We start from the raw sequence: 17,686 nt of genomic DNA, 5'->3' as shown, positions 1-17,686 counted from the left end.
ATAATAAACAAAATGTTATTATACACTAACCAGGAAAAATAACTTCACTTCCAGACTTGCTTCGTTTTGTAATCGCAATTTTTAGATATGCCCTTTAGATGAAACTAATCCAAGTCAACCAGTTCACTACACGTGACTTATTGCCGATTCCTTCTTGTTAATGCAGAAAAGCGAGATAAACGTATTGAAATCTGTGGTGAGCCATGCAAATAGTAATTTGACGCTACTATTACAATTTTTTTCAGGTTATAATCTTCAGAAATTACTTGATAGTTATAGCTTCAAGTTATTGTAATTTATATGTTTATATGCCCGGGTGGTGAAATTGGTAGACACAAGGGACTTAAAATCCCTCGGACATTGCGTCCGTGCCGGTTCGACTCCGGCCCCGGGCACCAATTTTGAGTTTCATAAGGCCTCATATAAGACAAATTTATTGTATTTATTGAGTTTTATGGAGTATCTCTTGCCTCATAACATCGCATAAAATCCTTTGACGTACCATCAATTTGTCGGTGCTTCTGATTAGTGAGGTGTCATCAAATGCTGACAGATACCGCAGTTCGTCAAGACAAATTTAAAGATAAACCTTACAACTAAGTGACGCTGCCGGACTATATTTGCTGATCAAATCAAGCGGTAAATACTGGCGTATCAACAGCAGTTCGGCGAACTGGCGGGAGCAAAAGACGGGGAAACCGTTATTTTTGCCTTTATTGTTTATAAATCCCGCGAACACCGGGACGAAGTGAACAAAAAAGTGATGGACGACCCGCGCATGAAAGATGCCTGCGATGAAAATAATATGCCGTTCGATCCCTCTCGTATGACTTACGGCGGATTTAAAGTCCTTGTGGATTTATAGATAATTTTCAGAAACATGGCCGGGATAGCCAGTCTGGTTCAAACAAACCGGGTATTACTTTGCATCCCTTGACACAACATGTTCGCCGTACTGTTCCCCCCATTCATGCATTGATGACAAAACGGAATTTAACGACTTGCCAAGGGGTGAAAGGCTATATTCAACCCTTGGCGGAATTTCACCATAGTTAGTGCGGACGATTAAGCCGTCTGCTTCCATTTCTTTAAGTTGTTTACTCAGTGTCCGGTGCGTAATCCCATTCAAATCCCGCTGCAACTGATTAAATCGTTTAGCGCCTTCCAAAAGATAATGAATAATCATGACTTTCCATTTTCCGGAAATTATTGATAATGTTGTTTCTACAGGGCAAAAAACCTCTTTTTTGCGCATAGACAGTTCTCCCTTTGAACTACTGATTTACAGTATCCTTTTTGTACGTACTTGTTAAAGATAACGTATACATTATATAGTCTGACTATCTTGGAGACAAAGGAGAAATGCCATGAAAGTAAAGAAAATCATACGCATCATTCATGGAGCAGGCAGGCATTGGGTCGGGGATGGATTCCCTGTAAACACCATGTACTCCTACGGTGCACAAGGAAAAGAAATCAGCCCTTTTTTACTACTGGATTATGCGGGCCCCGCAGATTTTGAGCCTTCGGATAAACCTCGGGGAGTAGAACAACACCCACACCGTGGATTTGAAACGGTAACTATCGTTTATCAGGGTGAAGTTGAACATAGCGACAATGCTGGAAATTCAGGCAAAATCGGCCCCGGCGACGTCCAATGGATGACTGCTGGACGGGGCATATTGCATGAAGAGATGCACAGCCGGGAATTTACAGGTAACGGCGGCACACTTGAAATGATTCAGCTATGGGTGAATTTACCCGCCAAGGATAAAATGAGCGAACCGCATTATCAGGAAATTATTTCCGACACAATTCCGGTTATCAGTTTTCCGGATGATGCTGGCACTCTTCGCCTGATTGCGGGAGAGTATGGTCATGCACAAGGCGCGGCAAAAACGTTTACGCCGATCAATGTGTGGGATATGCGCTTAAAATCCGGGCATAAAACTGATCTGGCTGTGCCGGAAGGTCACAATACGTCCCTGCTCGTATTATCCGGCAAGGTGATTGTGAACGGTGAAAAACCGCTTGGCGCAAAAGAGCTGGTACTGCTCGAGCGTGAAGGCGATACGGTCTCTCTGGAAACACAGGAGGATTCAGTGGCGCTGCTGATGGGCGGCGAACCGATTGATGAGCCAATCGTTGGCCGTGGCCCATTCGTTATGAATACTGAGGGTGAAATCCGTACAGCGATGGCCGATTATGCTGCCGGACGTTTTTAAACTTATCCATCCAGCATCCAGGCTTCTTTGTTGCAATGAAGTCCACTTTTTCAACTCCAAGAAAAGAGGAAAAATTTATGGCTAAAAATTTCAAATACAACCGGCTTGATAAAAATAATGCGGCTGTCTTGCTTGTCGATCACCAAAGCGGATTAACCAACCTGGTGAAAGATTTTTCACCGGACGATTTTAAGAATAATGTCCTGGCGCTGGCCGATAGCGCAAAATATTTTAACCTGCCGACCATTTTGACAACCAGTTTTGAAGATGGCCCGAACGGTCCGCTTGTCCCTGAAATTAAGGCAATGTTTCCTGATGCGCCTTATATTGCCCGCCCCGGTCAGATCAATGCCTGGGACAATGATGATTTTGTTCAAGCTGTAAAGGCCACCGGGAAGAAACAACTCTTGATCGCCGGTATTGTCACGGAAGTGTGCGTGGCTTTTCCTGCCCTTTCTGCCCTGGAAGAAGGGTTTGAGGTCTTTGTTGTGACCGATGCCTCGGGCACATTCAACCAGACAACCCGCGACGCCGCCTGGTCACGTATGGAAGCAGCAGGTGCGCAGCTCATGAGCTGGTTTGGCGTAGCGTGTGAATTGCACCGTGACTGGCGAAATGATGTGGAAGGATTAGCAACAATATTTTCCAATTATCTTCCCGCTTATCGTTGTCTCATTCAGAGCTACGAAGCAATGCTGGAAGCGCATAAAGCCAGGACTTAGGCGCTCATAGTCAGGAGTGACAGGGGAAAATGCCTGTCACTAACTATGCTAATCTCCTCAGAGCGTTAAAAAACAAGCTTATTAAATTTGGTGTTCTACTCTGATGTGGCTTGTATAAAGCCATTCCCAAACATTGTATCGAGCCGGTCAAACAAAATTTTCTCCACCTCATGAATATGACCGTGGCATTTTCCGTGTACGGGAAAGATTTTTTTGATACAGCCCTTGTTCAGATCATCGTAAAGGTTCTGTATCTTCTATTTTTAGAAATATGGGGTAAAGCGAAACGTGTCTTTACTTTGTATTTAAGAAAATTTACGATTTAATATCACTTCAGTTTAGTCAATAATTGCGGAGGTGAACTGCAATGAATACAGAGTGTTTTGTTGAAGATATAGATGATGTTGCAGATGGCTTGATACCGGATAGCAGGATTGTAGAATTGATCGATGAACTAGAACTCGTCAGGGATGTGATTGAGCGAATCCGTATTGAGTTGTAACTGACGGCAGCGCTTATAATACAGTGTATAAATGGAATGAATAGTAGAGCTTCAAATTATGAGGACAGGAGCTTTTTTCTTTTTTTATTTTCATACATCAACACATCTGCCTGAGTTAGTAAGTCATCCAGAGAACCAAAATTTTCTGCTTTTCCGATTATCTTTCCTTCGCTGTAACTGATGCGGTAGCGTTTATTATTACGTGCGTTAGCAGCATTAACGGCATCTGCCAGTCTTTTTGCTGCTGTGTCTACTTCTTGATTCTTACTCAGTACAACAAATTCATCGCCGCCAATACGGGCTATGGTTTCATTACGGCGGAAGTTCGTCTTCAATAGATTTGCAAATTCAACAATCATATCAGAACCGACCTGATGTCCCTGGGTGTCATTGATTTTTTTTAATCCGTCCAGATCAAAATACAGCAATGTTAGTACTGTGTCGTTACGCAGGCTTTCCAGGAAAGCCTGTTTGCCCAAAATGCAGAAAGCACGAAGGTTATAGAGACCGGTCATTTCGTCGGTCAGCGCGAGTGTACGCAAATCATTTTCCAGGTGACTGATTTTGTTGGATAACCACAAAATGATAAAAAAGAACATTAGTGATAACAGCGTTGCCGACAATGCAATTTGAATTTCTTGAGAGGCGCCTCTTGGATCTAAAAAATAGTTGATGGCGCTGATAACAAAAAACGGGCCCATTATCGCCCATGGTAAAGCCACTCTGGCTGTGTAGCTTCCGATTCCGGAACCCAGGAATAATGAGAATATTCCACCGTCAACACCGCGAACAAAGTTTGTGAATGTCAATAAACACATACAAATAAAAGTATGATATGAAACAAGCGTTTCAGTAGAGTGGCTATATAAACTTGTAGCTGAAAAAAGATAACCAGAGAAGATAACCAGCACCATTCCAATCAACAGCAGTGTCAAAAAATCACGAGTGTTATTACAATGCTTCTGGTTCTTTTCTTTTTTTGCAACGATGATTGAAGCGCCATACAAATAGAAAAAAATAATGCTGTGAATGGGTACCTGGTCGGATAGCTCAGTCAAACTACCCTGTATTTTGATTGATTCAAAGGCAATCGATTGTCCGTTGATGTAGCCATATAATGCGAACGTTGTGAAAATGATAACAGCGAGCCCGCAAAATCGGATAACCAGAATATTCGAGTCGTTTCGGATCAAAATGATGGCGAGTGCGCTGATCAGGATGGACAACGCAGTATTTTGGGTCATCAACCACCAGCCATAGGGCAATTTTAAAGCAATAGCAGGTATCATCCAGCCACACAGCGTGACAATGGCAATGCCACCCGCCAAAACCACGCAAACAGTCTGTGCAAAAAAAAGCCCAGCCAGGCGTTCGTTATTTTGCTGTTCTAATTGGTGACCGAAGGAATCCATGTGGATTTTCACAGCTATTAAAGTTGTTAAACCTGTTGTCTGCAAAATAACGAAACCGATCAAATTTTGATAATTTTAATCGAGCGCAGCGAACATTGGTTTCTGTCAATTGCATAATGTTAGATTCTATAGCTTTTATACCGAAGTGAAATGAAAACCTGAACAAAACGAGGCATATTGACTCCATGGTATGGGTATTAGTCAAAATGTCAATGTACCTATGCTTTATACACTGGTATCATAAAGCCTTTGAATAGCTGGCTTTTAAGAAAGTTTGTTTCGCATATTCGTGACTCGCTGTCAAACGGATAAATTCAATTGTGCTACTTACTAGTAAGTAGCGTGGAAATGCTTTCAGCTGTGTTGCTGGATAATAACTAATTAAATAACAAAAATATATCATGTAGACAGATTCATGAAGACTACTAATCATACGTTTTTACGAGCTTTACTCAAACAACCCGTAGAATACACACCCATTTGGATGATGCGCCAGGCTGGACGCTATCTGCCCGAATACAATGAAACACGCGCGCGGGCTGGTGATTTTCTCTCTCTGTGCAAAACGCCAGCACTGGCGACAGAGGTAACTTTACAGCCGCTTGAGCGATTTCCGTTAGATGCGGCCATATTATTTTCGGATATTCTGACTATACCGGATGCAATGGGGCTGGGCCTTTTTTTTGCACAAGGCGAAGGACCGATGTTCGAGCGTCCCCTGCGCGACGAAGCGAGTATTCAGGCTTTAAAAATACCTGACCCGGGCGATGAATTGCAATATGTGATGGATGCTGTATCCGAAATACGCAAGGCACTGAATGGCCGGGTGCCGTTAATCGGATTTTCCGGCAGCCCGTTTACGCTCGCTTGCTATATGATCGAGGGACGCGGCGGCACAGATTTCCGCGAAATTAAAACAATGTTGTATAACAGCCCTGAATTGTTGCATCAAATACTGGAAAAGAATGCGCAGGCCGTAACAGCGTATTTGAATGCGCAGATTGATTCAGGAGCTCAGGCCGTGATGATTTTTGATACCTGGGGCGGCGCATTGTCACATTCTGCGTATCGGGAATTTTCTCTTCATTATATGCGTCAAATCATTGATGGTCTCAAGCGGGAGAGTGAAGGTATGCCTGTTCCCAGCATCGTTTTTACAAAAGGCGGTGGTTTGTGGTTGAAAGCGATTGCGGATATCGGTTGTGATGCAGTGGGCCTTGACTGGACGATTGACATTGGTGAAGCGCGCAAGCAGGTTGGTGAAAAGGTGGCCTTGCAGGGTAACCTGGATCCATCGGTATTATTCTCTTCGCCACAGGTGATCGTCAAAGAAGTTGAGAAAATATTAGCAAGTTATGGCAGCGGCAGCGGTCACGTATTCAACCTGGGACATGGTATCTCCCAATTTACACCGCCTGAGCATGCTGGTGCTCTGGTTGAAGCAGTGCATACACTAAGCCGCAAATTTCATAGTGCATCATAATATTGGTGAAACGTTATTAGCGGTCTGGTAATGGTAGTAAAAGGTAACAGACATAGTGCATATTTTGATTATAGAGGATGATTTGGCTATTGCCGCCAATCTGTATGATTTTCTTGAGTCTCGCGGCCACAGCGTGGATGCCGCTGCCGATGGGGCGTTAGGCTTTCATCTGGCAGTGACGCAGCAGTTCGATGCCATTTTACTTGATCTGGGGTTGCCGGGAATGAGTGGTATTGCGCTGTGTCAAAAACTGAGGCAGGAATCAAACGTCGATACCCCGATACTGATGCTGACGGCCCGTGATACCCTTGAAGACAAACTGGTTGGATTTGAGCATGGTGCTGATGATTATCTGGTAAAACCATTTGCCTTAAAAGAAGTTGAAGCGCGTCTGAATGCGCTGCACAAACGTCATTCCGGACGCATGGCAAGTCGCTTGCTCGAAGTCGACAGCCTGTCTTACGACCCCAAGACATTTTCAATACGTTTTGAGAATAAAGACGTCAAGCTACCACCAAAATGCATTCGGTTATTGGCTTTAATGATGAGTGAGCCTGGTCGTGTATTCAGCCGCAAGGAGTTGGAATCGGAAGCGTGGGAGGATGTGCAGGAGACCAGTGATACGTTGCGCAGCCATATGCACGTGCTGCGACGTGCTCTGCTGCGTGCCGGCGGCTATGACCCGATTGAAACGGTACACGGTATCGGTTACTGCTTAAGTTCTCGTGCTCAAACTCAGGATTGAACATGGTTTACGTCTGCGTGTTGCAAACGCGTTGGCGAATTTCTGTATTATCACAGTAGGTGCACTCGGCGTTATTCTTTATATCGCTTCAGATAATATTGAAGAGGCGCATATCCGGCAAGTGATCAAGATGGAAATGGATCATTTGGTGCATCGCTATCGAAAACATTCCGATTTTTACTCCCAGATTGGTTCGCATCTCAAAGGATATGTCATACATCATGTTGATGATGAATTGCAGATCCCTTCCTATTACCGTGGGCTGAATTCCGGGTACCACCGGATATACTACGATTTCGAGGATATTCACGTGCTGGTTCAGACTATTGATGATGTCAAATTTCTGGTTGCATATCGTATCGCATTACATAACCAGCGGTTAAGTGAATTACGAATGCTGATTTTGTTATCCTGGGTGGCTGTTGTTGCGATTGCCTTCGTTGTCGGTTATGTGCTGGCGGGAATGCTTGTCAATCAGGTAACAGATCTGGCTGAACGTGTAAAATTACTTGCGCCGGGTGATGTGCAGGGTGTCCCTTTGATGCAGGCAGACATGGATAAGGAAGTTGCACAGCTTGCGTCTGCCCTGGACGATTATCAGAACAGGATACGACGTATGCTGCAAAGAGAGCAGGAATTTACTGCCAATATCAGTCATGAATTGAGAACACCAATTACAACCATTTTAACGAGTTGTGAGTTGCTGGATGCTGAACCTGATCTTTCAGACAAGGTGCGTATGAGAATTAAACGTATTGAAACAGCTACCACACGGATGGGTGAACAGCTGCAGGCATTATTGTTTCTTGCTCGTGAACAGGCGCTTGGCGTAATGGAGCCTGTTGCGATCGCAGAATGCGTGAATGACGCCGTTGAACCCTTGTATCCACAAATACACCGAAAAAAATTAAAGTTTATTGTCAATATCGCGCCAGATGTTGTTGTCCCGTTAAATCGCCAGGCGCTGCATACAGCAATGACCAATTTACTGCGCAACGCAATTCAGTATACCGAGACGGGTTTTATACGTGTTGAATATAGCCACGGGAGTTTGTCGATAACCGATACGGGAATGGGTATCGAATCTGCATTTTTACCATTATTGTTTGAACGTTTTTTTCGTGGCACTACACATGTAGAAGGGCTTGGAATCGGACTGCCGATTGTCAAGCGAATCTGCAATCATTATGGCTGGCAGATCAGTGTTGAAAGTGAAGTAGGCAAAGGTACTACGTTTCGAATTACGTTTCCTTCGCAACTGACATCTCATAGCAAAACAATTTTGAATGCGGTGTAACCAGGCTTTCGCTACGTTTTGGATGCAGCAGGCTCGTGGCTGAACCTGAGATTGTCTACACAGCAACTGTATAGACAAAATCACTGCTGTCCCGTTTAGGGGTTTAACTCGTTGAAATTATTAAACAAACAATTCTCATGTCTTAGACAAATCTTTACGTTTAATTTTTCATTGATTTCAATAAGTTATAACAACATTGGCTTCAAGTTAACGGGACAGCAGTGAGACAAAATACGAACATCTTTTCGGACACATTCCTGTGAGAGACCGGCTGGATGACTGGCTTCACCGGCAAGAGCCACCCAATGCAATTCATCCAGCTTCCTGGCTGTATCTATTTCGAATGAAGTAAATGATCAGTTATGAAAATTGCTCGACAATTATATAATCTACGATAGTCTGTTTTCTATCCAATAAAGTTTATCCATGAGGCGGTTTTTATTAACGGTTTATAAAACATTTGTCAGTACAGAAAAAAACTCATACCGGTCATTAAAAAACAATATATTGCAATTTGACTACAAGGTGACGCTGGTGTGCTTGACGACGGCACTAGTATTGACATGCACGCACTATTTTGGTGATTTCAGATTTCTGGTTTCCATTCTGCTGGATTTGGGTTTTAACGGTCTGGCCATCAAATTACAACGATTAATGCTGATGCACCCTGATTCAGGGTTATTTCAGGCGCTTTACTGGGCATCGGTCATTGTCTTTTTTTATCTAGCGTTACCGGCAATCTGTATTAAATGGATTTTCAGAGAAAATTTCATTGAGTACGGAGCGGGTTTCGAAGGAGCATTGAGATATTATCGACTGTATATCTGGATGCTGATTGTTATGGTACCGCTGGTTTATTATTTTTCAGCAACCGAAAGCTTCATCAAAATGTATCCGTTCTATAAGGTATCCCCGGGTGACAGTTTGTTTCCAAAGTTTTTGGTCTGGGAATTATTTTATTTTTTGCAGTTTGTTGCATTGGAATTTTTCTTTCGAGGATTCATGCTACACGGAACCAAGCACAGGTTCGGTTTTTATTCAATTTTCTTCATGATGGTGCCTTATTGCATGATACATTTCGGTAAACCCATGCCAGAAACGATTGCAGCCATCATTGCCGGTGTGATTCTGGGTTATATGAGTTTAAAGAGTCGCAATATCTGGCTGGGCGTGTTTGTTCATTGCAGTGTGGCATTGATGATGGATGTTTCGGCGTTAATACGACAAGGGGTTTTTGAAAGTCAGGCGGTTGCAGTTTGGCTCTTTGGGTGATTGCGAGTTTGAATAGGATTTATAAACTGTACACTAGACCAGATTGCATCAAACCAACAAGATCAATATTTTCATCATTTAACGGTGTGCTTGCAGCTAAAATCGTTAGGTCTGCCGCTGACAGCTGTTGACTATCGAGTAGCGTTACATATGGCTGTTTTTCGTCTGGTGTAGGATCAAACCCGTACAGATTATGCCACAGCAGTGAAACGAGTTGATTATGACTGCTTATGCCTAAAGCGGTCAGCGCTGTAAACGCGAGTTCTTCATTACTGGCTCCATTATCTATTAAAGACAGTCCAGTGCGAATAAGATCGCGATTGCTCACTGCATCGGCACCAAATGTAACACTGACAAGTTTGGCAATCCGGCCTGCGTGTCCATCAATATCAAGTGCAAGCCCTTTATCATTAAACCTCACGCGTTCAATTTCCAGGAGTATGTCATTACCATCAGTGCCTGTTTGATGCGTTATTGAGAATCCGTCAGTAGTTTTGTTCAGCAGGTAATCAGTTAATTCACCTGTAAACACAACCTCATCGATACCGGTGCCGCCCAGAAATGTATCGTTACCCTCCAGGCCTGCCAGAATGTCGTTGCCGGCGTTACCAGACAGTATATTGTCAAATGGATTCCCGTAAATCTCATCATCGTTGATACCACCAGCGGCGTTTTCTATGACGGTGTCAAATGCAATCCAGATATTGGGTACCGCAATTTGTTCGGTTTCACTGATTGCATGAACAGCGTTACCGATATATGAACCACTGCCCGCCGTAAGCTGGATTATGGTGTGCTGGCTGCCTGTGTAGGTGATTGTATCTATTCCACCGGTATCGAAAATGGTTTCGTGATAAGTTTCATCATCTGTGAAAAGAATTGTGCTGTTGTCTTTTTGGAAATCTGTATTTGCACCATACATATGCTGAATGGCCATAATATCCAGCGGCATTGGTGTGGTAGGGTAATAATCAAAGATTGAATCCTGGTTGCCAGGAAGCGCAGCATAGCTCATGATTGTGGACGACATGGTATTATCTGCAGTAGGAAAAGCGGGATCGTCAAAGGGATGGGTGAGACCCAGTGCATGTCCGATTTCATGCAGAATTGTTAAAAATGAATAATTACCTGGTGCCCACTCGCGATTGGCGCTGACGCTTGATTTGTTGACCCAGATGTCACCTCCCCAGACTCCTTGTGCTGGCAGATAAGCCCATGCTTCGGCGGAGGATAATGCGGGCACCTGAGAGTATGCAATACGAATATCACCAACAGTATTCTGCGTTTCGTTGATCAGCTCGAATTCAAGATCAGCGACATTCTGCCATTGTTGCAGTGCGGTCTCAAAATCGGACCGGTTTGATAATGAAAGTGGCGCATAGGAAAGACTCCATGGTTCGTCACCGGGATCATAACCAGTGAACGGATTTGTTGACCATACAGATTGTACGCCGGGGAAACTGTAAGAAATTGCATTATTCTCCCAACGAAAGCCGTATATAAGCGCATCAACAGTAATAGAACCCGTAAAGCCGGTGGCTATGATATTGCTGAATGAGAATGGCGTTGGCATGTTGTGCGCAGTAAAGCCAAATAACGATTATATCGCTTCAGTATATTTCAAAACAATATAGACAATATTACAGACAATTTTATCCCTTGGTATCCGATCGCAATCCTGGCATGGATTATTCACTGCACAGTGCGAACGTTCTTTGGCTGATACTTTGATTTACATCCTGCGAGGCTTTGTAACGTCCAGATTCGTGAGCCCAGTCCAGATTTCCACGCATCCAGGAGCGCAGAATCGAAACGTATTTTTTTACGTCCTGGTCACATACGTCAGCAAATTCGGGCAACTCTTTTTCGAGTATCAGGAATTGCTGTATCTGCGTGTCGATAAGGTTTTTAACAAAATCCAGTGCTTCCTGCAGGCTGATATTTCTCTCACGTTGCAGCACTAGAACCATGTTGTGCATATCGCCGTGGGCCTTTTCTTTTCTTAGTGAAATAATGTCATTAGACCAGCACACTACATTGTTTGTCAGAGCAGTTAGTTTCATCAGGCGTGGATGCGCGCGAGCTAGGCATGACATGTTGATGTTTTCTGCAATTTCAATCAATTCTATATCGGTAAATAATCCACCACTGAAAGGGCGCATCAGCATATAACTGTCAGTGGCCGGCCATCGGCCATGGTATCGGTTTTGTGCCTCCCAGAACGTCGCCTCAAAGTATTCGGCGGCGCTTTTTGCGAATCGCAGCACCCAGGAGTTCGAGGCAAGCGGTAACAGACGGCAGTAAATATCATGTAAAGCGTGAATCAGCGGAGTGTCGTTTGGTTTCGTTGAATAACCGGATAAAATTTCAATGCAGCGACCGTGCAAGGCTAACAACCGGTCAGGGTGCTTGCCCAGCCCGCTTTCATCACATTGGTCATCAATTACAAAAAGCCAGGTATTCCAGTCAGAAATGATTTCAAGTCTATCCAATGCTGCATCCGGATAAGCGCGTGCCGCAAGCCTGCCAAATTTGGATAACCGCAAGCGCTCAAATGCTTTCTCGTTTGTAACAAGTCTAAAATGTTTGACCCATTCAAGGGTATGATGATGAACATCATTTGCATAAGGGCTGATTCTTTCTGGAAACGGACATGAAAGTTTGGGCAGGTTAATGTTGTCATTCGTCATAATAGTGTTCCTCATTGTATCCCAAGTGAATAAGACAGAAAGCAAGTGTAGCAATGGATAGTTTGTTGATATTACTTAAAGAAACGCCATATATAGCCTCTGTTTAAATAATCATGTGGTTTGTGCATAGCTGTAACACATTATTTGAATGCAGCTATTAATCGATATCACCTGATTTCTTTGGGTGAAAATATGTAGCAGCTAATATGTTCTTCAATGATTTGCAGAATTGTTTTTCATTTGAATATATTTGTAAGGTATGACAATTGTATGTATGTGTGTAGACTTCTGAATAAACGATAGATAGATTCAATCCTGTTGGAAAACGGAATGATCAGGTTTTTAATCGCGATGTCTGGAGATCGCTGTATAATTTAGACATTTTGCATCTGCCGGGATTTGTTAGCAGCGGTTAAGAGGTTTAGTGCTCCGGGAGTCATGCCTGAACAATCTGAAAGAGAGTTTTCATTGAAGTATAAACACCAACTCATAAAGCAAATCGATGCTGTTTTGCCGCAAACGCAATGCCGACAGTGCGGATTTTCTGGCTGTGAGCCTTATGCATCGGCTATTGTAGAAGGGCGGGCGGATATTAATCAATGTCCGCCAGGTAATTCAACTGTTATCGAAAAAATAGCTGCGCTACTGGGTATTCAAGCCAAACCGTTGAATACTGAGCACGGCTATCCCAAACCCAGGTCTGTCGCGGTAATTGACGAAAATCTGTGTATTGGATGTACTTTTTGTATTCGTTCATGTCCGGTTGATGCAATTGTGGGGGCAGCCAAGCAGATGCATACAGTAATTTCCCGTGAATGCACCGGATGTGAATTATGTCTGGACCCTTGTCCTATGGATTGTATTCAAATGGTTCCTGATGTTTCACAGCTAGATGCAGTCAAATCACAGCAAAATGAATATGATGATAAAGTGGACAGGGCGCGTCGACGGTATCAATTCAGGTTGCAAAGACTTAGTCAGGAAAAAAAACAGACGCCGGAAATTGTAGACGGAATGAAGGCGGCTACATCGGAAAACAGGGTGGAAACAGTTAAAATACGCAAAAGGATTGTCGTTCAGGCTGCGTTGGAGCGAGCCGCCTCCATTCGTGCGCAGAGTACGGAAGGCAATTTAAAATCGCGGTCTACTGCATCATGAATTCAGCCACGCGACAGGAACTATTTGCGTGCTTGAAAACTGTCAACCCTAACCCGACAACGGAACTGGAATACCAGTCATCTTTTGAATTGTTGATTGCAGTATTACTCTCAGCACAGGCGACCGATAAAAGTGTCAATCTGGCTACACGGAAATTGTTCGCTGTGGCGGATACGCCGCGAAAAATGCTCATGTTGGGCGAAGAAAGGCTGTTGGATTTTATTAAGAGTATCGGGCTGTTTAAAACAAAAGCAAAAAATATTCTCGCAACCTGTCGGATTCTGGAGCAACAGTATAATGGCGAGGTGCCAAGAACGCGCGAGCAACTCGAGCAATTGCCCGGTGTCGGCCGTAAAACGGCCAATGTGGTTTTGAATACTGCTTTTGGTGAACCGACCATCGCTGTGGATACACATATTTTTCGTGTAGCCAACAGAACCGGCTTGGCACGCGGTAAATCCGTGCTGGAAGTGGAATTAAAATTACTGAAAGTCGTTCCCAAGGCGTACAGGCATGACGCACATCACTGGTTGATATTGCATGGCCGGTATGTGTGCAAAGCCAGAAAACCTGAATGCAATCGATGTGTGATATATCATTTATGTGAATATAAAGACAAGACAGCCTGATATTTCCAAGACACTGTCGCAATATCAGGACTACGCATTAATTCTGACATGTTTAAACCAACAAGAAATCAGGCGCGCCAGCTATTTTTCGGCGCCTGGCGAAAATATAAGCAACAGGAAATATTGACTGGATTGGAGCAAATTGCTCTGGAGGTCATATTACTTCACCCCGAGTACCATGGCATGCTGGAGGATGTGGAGCGCTACGGCGATAAGGATTATCTGCCGGAGATGGGGGAAACCAATCCATTCTTGCATCTGAGCATGCATGTTGCCATTAAGGAACAGCTGTCAATCAATCAGCCGGCTGGTATAAGTGAACGTTTCTTACAACTCAAACAGCAGACCGGAAATGAGCATGATGCGGCTCACCAGGTAATGGAATGTCTGGCTGAAATGCTGTGGCAGGCGCAGCGTAATCAGACTGCCCCCGATGCAACAGTTTATTTTTCCTGCCTGGATAGACAGTTAACAGGTCAGTCTAAAAAATAAATAACTGAATCTGTCAACACACTGTGCAACAGTGATTCTTCAATAACGGGAAAGCTTTTAAAGAAACGGTTATTCCTGTTGCCAGGCAGGTATCAGAATACTCGGTATCCGTTTTTGATTGTTTCCAAAGCTTCGATTTCTGTAACAGTGGTTTTGTGATTGTTTGTTAATTGAGTTTGTAATTACGGGCCAGTTTTTATTCCAATACACCATTATTTGCGAAGTTGTCCTCTACGCGGGTCTTGTTGAAACTTTTGCGTTTGCTGCTCTCTGTTACAAGAGAAATAATGCTATTTCAGTTGTTACAGTTATTCAAAGCTTCATCTTAAGGCGTACTGCCCAATTAAAGACCCGACTGCCCAGCAGCCAGTGAGACACTACTGCCGTTTTGGAATCACCGGGTAAAGCATGGCGTATGGGTGGAAAAGCTGTTGTGGCAGCTTTTAAAACGGCTTGTGCGATAATCTCTGGTCCTGGTGCTTTGGGTTCACCGGCAAGAAGGCGGGGAAGAGCATCAAGCAATTTTTTGTATGCAGGCGGGTGCTGGACTGTTTTAAGCAAGGCAAATTCTTTTTCCGTAAACTCTGTTCTGATCAAACCCGGCGCAATGACGATGACCTTGATGCCGAATTTCATAACTTCGCTACGCAGGGTTTCGGACAACGCCTCAACCGCATGTTTCGAAGCCGTGTACCAGCCAAAACCAGGTAGTGAAACTTTTCCCAGAATCGATGCAATATTGATAATACATCCGGATTTTTGCAAACGCATGTGCGGAAGCACCGCGTGCATGAAACGCGCATAACCGAAAACATTTACTTCAAACTGTGCGTGAGCTGCTTCCATGGAAACGCATTCAATAGCGCCTAATTGTCCATACCCTGCGTTGTTTACCAGCAAGTCAATGCGGCCCTTGGCAGTCATGACATAATTGACGACCTTTTCAATGGCGCTTGCGTCAGTTACATCCAGTTGAATCGGCTCAATACTGTTTGAACGCATAGCTTCAAGTCTGTCTTTGCGGCGCGCCATGGCGTAGACATAATAATTATTTTTCGCAAGAAGTTCTGCAGTTGCTTTGCCTATACCGCTTGAGGCGCCGGTGACCAATGCAATGCGTTGCGTCATAGCCGTGTTTTTGATTATTTTGAAATGCTTTTCGTATCAGTTCTTGCTCATTGCTGGATTTAACAATGGAAGCAAAGCAAGCTACAATGAATATGAAGAAAACATATAAATGTATGCTGGTTTGCAGCTACACTATTTATACGGGCCATTTTGGCCATCTGTCCTCTGTTATCTTGTACCAGTCTGTCTGACTACAATACAGTACTTCAATACCTATGCACCAGACCATTACTTATTGTACACAATTGTTACGTGAATGGCGTGAAGGAATTTTGCCGCCCGTTTTTTTTACCGCAGCGACAATTAATATCATTCTTATTGCATTTGCCGGCATTTGGAGTGAATCTGCAGGACGCTTATTTGACGCATTACTGCATGACATATCCAATATATTCGGCGGATATTATATTGCAGCAACCGTAGTAATGGTTATTTGCGCTTTCTGGCTGTTATTCAGTCGTTATGGAAATCTGACACTGGGTGTGCCTGGTGAAAAGCCTCAATTCAGCTTATCGGCATGGCTGGCAATGTTGTTTGCTGCCGGTATGGGCATGGGATTGGTGTTTTGGGGAGTTGCTGAACCGCTTTATCATTATTATGATCCCCCAACAGCTGTACCGGAAACCCAGGAGGCTCAGGCGGAGGCCATGCAATTCAGTTTTTTCCATTGGGGACTGCATCCTTGGGCAATTTATGTCATTTTCGGACTATCTATTGCATTGCTTCATTTTCGTTTCGGTTTGCCGCTGGCGCCGCGGTCGCTTCTCTACCCACTGTTTGGGGAAAGAATTTACGGCTGGCTTGGACATGCTACAGATGCATTCTGTACGGTCGGAACGTTACTTGGTGTAGCGACCTCGCTCGGTCTGGGTGCAATGCAGATCAACGCTGGGTTGAATCATGTCGTAGATGCCGATTACTCGGTAACGAACCAGATATGGATCATTACGCTGATTACAGCAATCGCGACAATTTCGACAGTTAGTGGTGTATCCAGAGGGATTCGTTACTTAAGTATCCTGAATTGTCTGATTATGGTTTTTTTTCTGTTATTTGTTTTTCTGACCGGGCCTACCTTTTATCAAATCACTGCTTTTTTTACCGCTGCTATTGATTATGTTCAATATTTCGTTCCAACCAGCGTATGGCTGGATACACGACCAGAGAACGACTGGCAGACGCGATGGACTCTGTTTTACTGGGGATGGTGGTTTTCCTGGTGCCCCTTTGTCGGTATTTTTATTGCGCGCATATCCAAAGGACGAACTTTGCGGGAGTTTGTCGGTTTCGTATTGTTGGTACCGACATTGATTAATTTTATCTGGTTTTCCGTGTTTGGCAGTACAGGGATCTATCTAGAAAAAGAAACCGGCAGTATGGCAGCTCCGGTGTTAGACAATGCCGCCATGTCGCTTCATACACTGCTGAATCATCTACCCTGGGCTGCAGTCATGCAATGGGGTGGATTGTTGCTTGCTGTGATTTTTTTTATTACATCGTCGGACTCTGGATCATTTGTTGATGATATGATCACTTCCGGCGGAAATCCAAATCCACCGGTGGCTAATCGTGTTTTCTGGGGTATCTCGGAAGGGGCAGCTGCCGCGGTCCTCTTACTGGCAGGCGGACTTCAGGCGCTTCAGGCTGCATCCGTTTCGGCAGGATTACTGCAAAGCTTGTTGCTTTTGACTGGATGTGCGGGTCTGATAAAACTACTGCGTAAAATATCAGTATGATGTCAAATCTTGATGATGGATAATTTTAGGTCAGCTGTATAATGAAATAACGTTGCACAATGATATGCTGGACTACCTGTACAGTTACATCTGGTGGGATTGATATGTTTAACAAAGTGACCGTCCGGCAGGGCGCATATTGGAATGAGTTTGTAGATTGCTGCCGCATTGATGAATCGGTATGTTTGTGCGGAA

The 17,686-nt window shown here is 44.0% G+C and carries 17 protein-coding genes and 1 tRNA gene; 13 read left to right on the top strand and 5 right to left on the bottom strand.

Annotated features, from left to right (window positions below):
• Positions 1-310 precede the first annotated feature (310 nt).
• A tRNA-Leu gene (locus tag BMY62_RS08570) sits at positions 311-398 on the top strand.
• Between the two features lie 245 nt (positions 399-643).
• Entirely contained in the window at positions 644-865 is a 222-nt protein-coding gene (locus BMY62_RS08565) for a DUF1428 domain-containing protein (RefSeq protein ID WP_090658638.1), read from the top strand.
• 54 nt (positions 866-919) lie between these two features.
• Here BMY62_RS08565 and BMY62_RS08560 read toward each other — a convergent pair whose 3' ends face one another.
• Positions 920-1,255, bottom strand: coding sequence for a winged helix-turn-helix transcriptional regulator (locus BMY62_RS08560; protein ID WP_090658636.1), 336 nt, complete (start codon positions 1,253-1,255; stop codon positions 920-922).
• Positions 1,256-1,367: 112 nt separating this feature from the next.
• On the opposite strand from BMY62_RS08560, the gene BMY62_RS08555 reads away from it, so the two are divergent.
• From BMY62_RS08555 to BMY62_RS16485, 3 genes are all read left to right on the top strand, one after another.
• Positions 1,368-2,225: a pirin family protein gene (locus BMY62_RS08555; protein ID WP_090658634.1), complete on the top strand. Its 858-nt coding sequence runs from the start codon at positions 1,368-1,370 to the stop codon at positions 2,223-2,225.
• Between the two features lie 77 nt (positions 2,226-2,302).
• Entirely contained in the window at positions 2,303-2,947 is a 645-nt protein-coding gene (ycaC, locus tag BMY62_RS08550) for an isochorismate family cysteine hydrolase YcaC (protein ID WP_090658632.1), read from the top strand.
• A 367-nt stretch (positions 2,948-3,314) separates the two neighbouring features.
• Positions 3,315-3,449: a hypothetical protein gene (locus tag BMY62_RS16485; RefSeq protein WP_256207512.1), complete on the top strand. Its 135-nt coding sequence runs from the start codon at positions 3,315-3,317 to the stop codon at positions 3,447-3,449.
• Positions 3,450-3,505: 56 nt separating this feature from the next.
• Here the strand turns inward: BMY62_RS16485 and BMY62_RS08545 are convergent, their stop codons facing one another.
• Positions 3,506-4,861 carry a GGDEF domain-containing protein gene (locus BMY62_RS08545; RefSeq protein ID WP_090658630.1) on the bottom strand — a complete coding sequence of 452 codons (1,356 nt, stop codon included), beginning with the start codon at positions 4,859-4,861 and terminating at the stop codon, positions 3,506-3,508.
• Positions 4,862-5,276: 415 nt separating this feature from the next.
• On the opposite strand from BMY62_RS08545, the gene hemE reads away from it, so the two are divergent.
• The 4 genes from hemE (at position 5,277) to BMY62_RS08525 (ending at position 9,658) form a co-directional block, all read left to right on the top strand.
• On the top strand, positions 5,277-6,344 hold the full coding sequence (gene hemE / locus BMY62_RS08540) for a uroporphyrinogen decarboxylase (protein ID WP_090658628.1): 1,068 nt from the start codon (positions 5,277-5,279) through the stop codon (positions 6,342-6,344).
• A gap of 55 nt (positions 6,345-6,399) precedes the next feature.
• Positions 6,400-7,089 (top strand): response regulator transcription factor, encoded by a 690-nt coding sequence (locus tag BMY62_RS08535; protein ID WP_090627399.1) that lies wholly within the window; start codon positions 6,400-6,402, stop codon positions 7,087-7,089.
• Positions 7,070-8,386 (top strand): sensor histidine kinase, encoded by a 1,317-nt coding sequence (locus BMY62_RS08530; RefSeq protein ID WP_090658626.1) that lies wholly within the window; start codon positions 7,070-7,072, stop codon positions 8,384-8,386. Before BMY62_RS08535 ends, BMY62_RS08530 begins: the two co-directional genes overlap by 20 nt.
• A 507-nt stretch (positions 8,387-8,893) precedes the next feature.
• Positions 8,894-9,658 carry a CPBP family intramembrane glutamic endopeptidase gene (locus BMY62_RS08525; protein WP_143058776.1) on the top strand — a complete coding sequence of 255 codons (765 nt, stop codon included), beginning with the start codon at positions 8,894-8,896 and terminating at the stop codon, positions 9,656-9,658.
• A gap of 19 nt (positions 9,659-9,677) precedes the next feature.
• Here the strand turns inward: BMY62_RS08525 and BMY62_RS08520 are convergent, their stop codons facing one another.
• On the bottom strand, positions 9,678-11,231 hold the full coding sequence (locus tag BMY62_RS08520; RefSeq protein ID WP_090658623.1) for a M10 family metallopeptidase: 1,554 nt from the start codon (positions 11,229-11,231) through the stop codon (positions 9,678-9,680).
• Positions 11,232-11,346: 115 nt separating this feature from the next.
• Positions 11,347-12,348: a terpene synthase family protein gene (locus BMY62_RS08515; protein ID WP_090658621.1), complete on the bottom strand. Its 1,002-nt coding sequence runs from the start codon at positions 12,346-12,348 to the stop codon at positions 11,347-11,349.
• 438 nt (positions 12,349-12,786) lie between these two features.
• On the opposite strand from BMY62_RS08515, the gene BMY62_RS08510 reads away from it, so the two are divergent.
• The 3 genes from BMY62_RS08510 to BMY62_RS08500 are packed head-to-tail and all read left to right on the top strand — an operon-like array spanning position 12,787 to position 14,627.
• Positions 12,787-13,506, top strand: coding sequence for an RnfABCDGE type electron transport complex subunit B (locus BMY62_RS08510; protein WP_090658619.1), 720 nt, complete (start codon positions 12,787-12,789; stop codon positions 13,504-13,506).
• The gene (nth, locus tag BMY62_RS08505; protein WP_090658617.1) at positions 13,503-14,135 is read left to right on the top strand and encodes an endonuclease III; all 633 of its coding nucleotides are present in this window, start codon (positions 13,503-13,505) and stop codon (positions 14,133-14,135) included. Before BMY62_RS08510 ends, nth begins: the two co-directional genes overlap by 4 nt.
• Positions 14,136-14,183: 48 nt before the next feature.
• Complete coding sequence (locus tag BMY62_RS08500; RefSeq protein ID WP_090658615.1) at positions 14,184-14,627, top strand: DUF1841 family protein; 444 nt, start codon at positions 14,184-14,186, stop codon at positions 14,625-14,627.
• Between the two features lie 312 nt (positions 14,628-14,939).
• Here the strand turns inward: BMY62_RS08500 and BMY62_RS08495 are convergent, their stop codons facing one another.
• Entirely contained in the window at positions 14,940-15,755 is an 816-nt protein-coding gene (locus BMY62_RS08495) for an SDR family NAD(P)-dependent oxidoreductase (RefSeq protein ID WP_090658612.1), read from the bottom strand.
• Positions 15,756-15,970: 215 nt separating this feature from the next.
• Between BMY62_RS08495 and BMY62_RS08490 the strand changes: the two genes are divergently transcribed.
• Positions 15,971-17,491, top strand: coding sequence for a BCCT family transporter (locus tag BMY62_RS08490; protein ID WP_090658610.1), 1,521 nt, complete (start codon positions 15,971-15,973; stop codon positions 17,489-17,491).
• Positions 17,492-17,686: the final 195 nt, after the last annotated feature.

The organism is Nitrosomonas marina (genome assembly GCF_900111605.1).
Classification (GTDB): Bacteria; Pseudomonadota; Gammaproteobacteria; order Burkholderiales; family Nitrosomonadaceae; genus Nitrosomonas; species Nitrosomonas marina_A.
Note: the sequence above shows the minus strand (reverse complement) of the source record. Positions and strands in the feature narration are given on the sequence as shown.